Source organism: Vibrio sp. 1557, assembly GCF_033340175.1.
In the GTDB taxonomy this organism is placed as follows: Bacteria; Pseudomonadota; Gammaproteobacteria; order Enterobacterales; family Vibrionaceae; genus Vibrio; species Vibrio alginolyticus.
Genome location: NZ_JAWOVZ010000028.1, coordinates 45,492 through 51,749, shown reverse-complemented (window position 1 = coordinate 51,749; position 6,258 = coordinate 45,492). Strand labels below are relative to the sequence as shown.

At 43.3% G+C, this 6,258-nt stretch carries 5 protein-coding genes; all 5 read right to left on the bottom strand.

The window, feature by feature from the left end; genetic code table 11:
- Nucleotides 1-641 precede the first annotated feature (641 nt).
- A complete protein-coding gene (locus R7070_RS21850) occupies nucleotides 642-1,421 on the bottom strand; it encodes a phosphoadenylyl-sulfate reductase (protein ID WP_005382748.1) in 780 nt (259 codons plus the stop codon).
- A complete protein-coding gene (gene cysI / locus R7070_RS21845) occupies nucleotides 1,414-3,150 on the bottom strand; it encodes an assimilatory sulfite reductase (NADPH) hemoprotein subunit (protein ID WP_005382750.1) in 1,737 nt (578 codons plus the stop codon). Before cysI ends, R7070_RS21850 begins: the two co-directional genes overlap by 8 nt.
- Nucleotides 3,150-5,021 (bottom strand): assimilatory sulfite reductase (NADPH) flavoprotein subunit, encoded by a 1,872-nt coding sequence (locus R7070_RS21840; protein WP_017633538.1) that lies wholly within the window; start codon nucleotides 5,019-5,021, stop codon nucleotides 3,150-3,152. Before R7070_RS21840 ends, cysI begins: the two co-directional genes overlap by 1 nt.
- Nucleotides 5,022-5,138: 117 nt before the next feature.
- Nucleotides 5,139-5,369 (bottom strand): hypothetical protein, encoded by a 231-nt coding sequence (locus R7070_RS21835; protein WP_005381264.1) that lies wholly within the window; start codon nucleotides 5,367-5,369, stop codon nucleotides 5,139-5,141.
- 157 nt (nucleotides 5,370-5,526) lie between these two features.
- Nucleotides 5,527-6,186, bottom strand: coding sequence for a TIGR04219 family outer membrane beta-barrel protein (locus R7070_RS21830; RefSeq protein WP_005381265.1), 660 nt, complete (start codon nucleotides 6,184-6,186; stop codon nucleotides 5,527-5,529).
- Nucleotides 6,187-6,258: the final 72 nt, after the last annotated feature.

Genomic DNA, 6,258 nt, shown 5'->3' with positions numbered 1-6,258 from the left:
GCCGCCAGCGTTCAATCTGAGCCATGATCAAACTCTTCAATTTAAGATTTTGTTCGGCTCAATGAATACTGAACATTCCTTTCGCTAATAAATAGCAGAAGTAATGTTTGAATTGACTGTGCTGAATCTTTCGATTCAATGGTCACTTCGTATCATTGAAACCTAATTTGATACCGAAGTATCGAATTGGATTATCATCAACGAGTGCCCACACAGATTGATAGGTCTATATTGTTAAAGAGCAACTCTTCTTTGTGATTGACATCACTTCGGAAGAGGCGGCCATTCTAGCGAGATAATTTATTGTGTCAAACACTTTCTTCAAATTATTTCGTTTTTCTTTTCAGCCTTATCAACTTCGCTTAAACCCTTGTGAGCCCTTGCCCTGTCGACGAGGAGGCATTATAGAGATCGCGCTCACATTGGCAAGTGTTATTTTTCAAAAATTGCAAAAATAATGGTTAAACGATGAGTTTTCGATCAAACCTTTATTTATTCAACTTTACCCCAAACTCTCACACAACTTATCCACAGAGTTGTTCTTTGAGACGTATTTTTCAAGTACCATAAATAAAGAAAGCTGCTTTATTGCAGCTATCTTTATTAAACTTAACCTAAACTCTATTTAAAGAGCATTATGGCTATATGCCAGACCCATCTTGTTCAGAGCCATCATCTTCGTGTAGGCCACATTCTCGCTTTAAGCCAAAGAATCGAGTTTCTTCCTCTGACATTCCCGGCTCCCATTTACGAGTGGTATGTGTATCACCAACTGAAAGGTAACCTTCATCCCATAATGGGTGGTATTTAAGGCCGTGTTGTTCTAAGTAGTAATGAACGTCTTTATTAGTCCAATCAATTACTGGTAGAAATTTAAACACACCGTTCTGAATTGATAGAATCGGTAAACCTGCACGAGATTTACTTTGCTCTCGACGCAATCCAGAGAACCACGTTCCAACATTAAGCTCTTTTAACGCTCGACGCATCGGCTCAACTTTATTGAGCTTGTTGTATTTTTCAATTCCCTCTACACCCTGCTCCCATAATTTTCCATATCGAGCTTCTTGCCAATTCGCACTTTCTTTGGCTCGATAAACTTTTAAATTTAGGTTGAGAGCATCTGTCAGCTCATCGATAAATCGGTACGTCTCAGCAAACAGGTAACCAGTATCGGTTAGAATGACGGGGATGTCCGCTTTGGCGCGAGTAACTAAATGAAGCATAACCGCGGCTTGAATACCAAAACTAGAAGAAACCGCGAACTCGCCTTCTAGATTATCTAAAGCCCACGCTACTCTCTCTTGTGCTGAAAGCTTTTCGAGCTCGACATTAATTTGAGCAAGACGGAGGATTTGCTCCGTCTTTGTTAATGTCAGTAACTCTGTGAGCTCCAGCTTGGATGCTACAGAATCAAGCATGAAAGTCCCTCTTTGATACGAGCACTTCTTGGATAATGCCAGCACGAATAGTGAAATCGCCAAAGGCTTCGCCTTCTTCACGCTCTTTCGACCATCGAGCCACCAGCAGATCAATCTCTTCTAAGATTTGCTTATCCGTGATGTTCTCTTTATACATTTTTGGTACTCGAGTACCGGCACGGTTACCACCTAGGTGCAAGTTGTAACGACCCGGCGCTTTGCCAACTAGACCAATTTCAGCCAACATTGCGCGACCACAGCCATTTGGACACCCAGTTACACGCAAAATGATGTTGTCATTTTCTGGTAGGTTGTGCTTCTCCAGAATCCCCTCCACATCAGTAACAAACTGAGGAAGGAAACGTTCAGCTTCTGCCATCGCTAGCGGACAAGTTGGAAAAGCAACACAAGCCATTGAGTTCTTACGCTGTTCACTTACGCCGTCGTCCATTAAGCCATGTTCACGAGCGATCTTTTCAATCTTCGCTTTTTCGTTTTTAGGTACACCCGCAACAATTAGGTTTTGGTTTGCTGTCATGCGGAAATCGCCTTTGTGGATTTTGGCAATTTCAGCAACACCCGTCTTAAGTGGTTTACCTGGAAAGTCTAATAAGCGACCGTTTTCGATGAAAAGCGCTAGATGATATTTACCATCAATTCCTTCTACCCAGCCAATACGGTCACCACGTTCTGTGAATTCATATGGACGGCTTTGCTCAAACTTAACACCAGCACGTTTCTCGACTTCCGCTTTAAAGACATCGCTACCTACACGATCCAATGTGTATTTGGTTTTTGCGTTCTTACGGTTTGAACGGTTACCCCAGTCGCGCTGAGTTGTTACTACAGCTGCGGCAACATCAAGTGTCTTGTCCAGCGGAATAAAGCCAAAGTCGTCAGCGCGGCGCGGATAAGTTGATGTATCGCCATGCGTCATCGCTAAGCCGCCGCCGACCAGGACGTTAAAGCCTACCAGCTTACCGTTATCTGCAATCGCTACGAAGTTGAGATCGTTAGCGTGTACATCTACGTCATTTTGCGGTGGGATAACCACTGTAGTTTTAAACTTACGTGGTAAGTAGTTCTTGCCTAGAATCGGTTCGTCTTCTTCCGTGCTTTCTACTTTTTCACCGTCTAGCCAAATCTCTGCATAAGCGCGCGTCTTTGGTAATAGATGCTCACTGATCTTCTTCGCCCATTCGTAAGCTTCTTGGTGTAACTCTGACTCCACTGGGTTAGTGGTACACAACACGTTACGGTTTACATCACCCGCGGTTGCAATCGAATCAATGCCAATACTGTTGAGCGTTTGATGCATCAACTTAATATTCGGTTTTAATACCCCATGAAACTGGAACGTTTGGCGAGTCGTCAGACGAATACTTCCATATAAAGAGTGCTCCGTTGCGAACTTGTCGATCGCTAACCATTGCGTTGGCGTGATGATGCCTCCAGGCATACGAGCACGAAGCATCACATTATGTAATGGTTCCAGTTTTTGCTTTGTGCGTTCATTACGGATATCACGATCGTCTTGTTGATACATACCGTGGAAACGAATTAACTGGAAGTTGTCGGCAGTAAAGCCACCAGTAATACGGTCCTGTAAATCTTGCTCAATGGTGCCACGTAATAAGTTGCTTTCTCGCTTCAGGCGCTCGTTATCAGATAGCGGCCCTAACTCTTCACCTAATACAACCTGCTTATTATTGTCCGTAGAAAAAGTCATTAGTACACATCCCTCTGATAACGTTTCGCTTTACGTAGGTCATTAATAAATTGTTCTGCATCGTCACGCGGCATCTTGCCTTCTTGTTCAGCAACGATAACCAATGCGTCATGCACATCTTTTGCCATACGCGTTGCATCACCGCAGACATAGATATAAGCGCCTTCTTGGATCCACTGCCACACTTGAGCTGCGTTTTCTAAGATGCGATGTTGTACGTAAACCTTTTCTACTTGGTCACGACTAAAGGCAACATCCAATCGGCTTAGTACTCCTGACTTGAGATACTTTTGCCATTCCACTTGGTACAAGAAATCTTGAGTGAACGTGCGATCACCAAAGAACAACCAGTTTTTGCCTTCAGCATCGCGGTTTTCACGTTCCTGAATAAAGCTACGGAATGGTGCGATCCCTGTGCCAGGACCAACCATGATAATTGGAGTACTATCATCTTCCGGCAGTTTAAAGTTGTTGTTATGCTCAACAAATACTTTAACTTCATCTCCCTCTTCGAGACGCTGTGCTAAGAAACTAGACGCACCACCATATCGTTTTTCGTCGTTTTGTTCGTACTCAACCAAAGCAACCGTTAGGTGTACTTCTTCATCGACCTCTTCTTGGCTTGATGCAATAGAGTAAAGGCGTGGAGTAAGACGACGAAGCAAACCAATCAACTCATCTGCGGTTAACTTGGTTTTCTTTTCTGCCAGTACATCAACGATTTGAGTATTTGCAGAGTACTCGCGAAGCTTATCTTTATCTTCAACTAACTTTTGTAGCTTCTTGCTACCGGATAACTCGGCAAACTTTGTGATGAGCTGCGGGTTAGATGTTGTGATTTCATATTTACTCACAAGAGCACTGTGGATTGACAAGCTTTCACCATCAACGTCAACAGTCTCAACCCCAGACAAACCGACCTTACCAAGAATGGCATTTGCAAGTTCCGAGCTATTTTCAAACCACACACCTAGTGCATCACCTGGCTGATACGTTAAGCCCGAGCCTTCTAAGTCGATTTCTATATGACGAACGTCTTTTCCAGAGTCACGGCCCGTGATTTTTTGACTGGTCAGTAACGTCGCAGTGTACGGATTTTGTTTATTGTAAGGAGAGTGCGCAGTCGCAGCTTGACCCACAGGAAGTTGAACCACATCCGCTTCAGAGCCAGAAGAAAGTGTATCTTTTACCTTGTCTAACGCATTCTTACGCCATTCAGTTGCGCGGGCTTCATAATCCACATCGCAATCAAGACGCTCGATAAATGGAGTCGCGCCTAGCTTTGATAGGTAAGTGTCGAAGTCTTTACCGGTCTGACAGAAGAACTCGTAGCTAGAATCTCCCAATGCAATAACACCATATTGCAGGTTTGGCAGCTTAGGAGCCTTCTTCGATTGCAAAAACTCATGTAGCTCAATGGCATTGTCTGGCGCTTCGCCTTCGCCGTTAGTCGATGCCACAATAATGACATGCGTTTCTTTGGCTAAGTTTTTACCTTTGTAATCGCTTGCATCAAAAAGTTCGACTGCAATTCCTTCTGCTTTTGCTTCCTGTTCCAGAGCTTCAGCAACACCTTTAGCATTGCCCGTTTGGGAAGCAAAAATAATACTCAACTTACCTGCTGGCTTCGCTGATACGGCTGCCGTTGCTTGTGCAATTGGCGTTACCGCTGTGTTTGGTTGATTTTGAGCTAATCCCCAAAAATACCCACTGACCCAAGCAAGTTGCTGTGAAGACAACTCAGAGACAGTTTGTTGGAGTGAGCTAATTTGTTGGTCATTCAGAGGGCTTGCGATTGGAGGATTTCCTCCTTGCCCATTATTATCTTCAGACACATTCTTGTGAGAATACTCATTCTTTTGAAAAGACATTATCACGACATCCCTATTCATTGCGTGACGATAGAGTACCCACTCTCCTTAATAACAAGAAAGAATAGAAGTGAATGTTTTATAACTTTTTGGAAGTAAGAACGGCTTACTTTTTGCTCATCGATCTTCAATGCGGACTTGTTGAAAGCCTACTGCCATTGCCGATTTTGACGCAGTATCCAAATCTTCATAAAGACATTCTTCGCCGTGACTGTCCGTTAGAAAAACAAAACCACCGCGCGCATGTCTGAACTCTACAACCCAACCACCCTCTTGGATTGCAGGCTCAATAATCGCTTCGATAAGCTGATTTTCACGGAATAGATGTCTTAGTTCATTTATTGTCATCGCTATCCCTGCTTTAACTTTCACATTGCTCCTAGGTAAGCATGGTCTAAGTCAGCCAAATAGGGAGAAATTTCGATTAGATATAATGAAGTGATATAAAAAAACGCCGCTTATAAAGCGACGTTTTAAGTAAATCGAATATCTAACATGGCTGAATTTAGAACGCGTATTCCGCACTCACAAAGAAGCCGTTAGCAAAAATAAACTCTTTCCCTAGATCCGACATGAATTTATCGGACTCTAAATCAATCACACGGTAACCTCCACGAAAAGCCAGTCGAGCTTTTTCGAGCGGTACATTGTATTGAACACCTGCCATGAAATCGGTGCTTTTGATACCTTTGTTGTCACCAAAGTTTATCTCACCAATCACATCAAAGTTTGTATCCGGAACTTGAATTTCTGCGTAACCATACCAAGCCCAAATCAGCTCATCAAATTCTTCTACACGCCTGCTTGAGCCAGCATCAATGTATTTAGTGTCACTTAAATTACTGAACGTGAGACCCGCATCAAAGTGCAATAAATCATGCTCTAGAACGTGGTAATACAAGGTTAAATCGAGCTTATCGAACCCCATGTAATCCGCATCAACACTTGAGTAACGAAGGCGCGCATTAGGGACATATTTAACATCATGTTCAATCGCCGCGTAAAAAGTGCCTGCGGTACTGCTATCTCGTCTCACTTCATTAACTTTAGTGTCGGCAGCCCATACCTCTGCGCCGACTTTTGTCGATACAGAGTACTCTGCAAAAACAGGAAAAGATACTGCCAACGATAATGCCGTTAAAGCGATGTTCGCTTTATTTGTCATGTAGTATTTACTCCGAGATAGCTGATATTCACGTAGAGGACGTGAGAGGAAATATACCATATTCTCACGCCT

What these genes read in the sequence shown, in the direction of transcription:
- R7070_RS21850 (WP_005382748.1), bottom strand. Translation starts at nt 1,421, where the DNA reads ATGCTTGATTCTGTAGCATCCAAGCTGGAGCTCACAGAGTTACTGACA.
- cysI (WP_005382750.1), bottom strand. Translation starts at nt 3,150, where the DNA reads ATGACTTTTTCTACGGACAATAATAAGCAGGTTGTATTAGGTGAAGAG.
- R7070_RS21840 (WP_017633538.1), bottom strand. Translation starts at nt 5,021, where the DNA reads ATGTCTTTTCAAAAGAATGAGTATTCTCACAAGAATGTGTCTGAAGAT.
- R7070_RS21835 (WP_005381264.1), bottom strand. Translation starts at nt 5,369, where the DNA reads ATGACAATAAATGAACTAAGACATCTATTCCGTGAAAATCAGCTTATC.
- R7070_RS21830 (WP_005381265.1), bottom strand. Translation starts at nt 6,186, where the DNA reads ATGACAAATAAAGCGAACATCGCTTTAACGGCATTATCGTTGGCAGTA.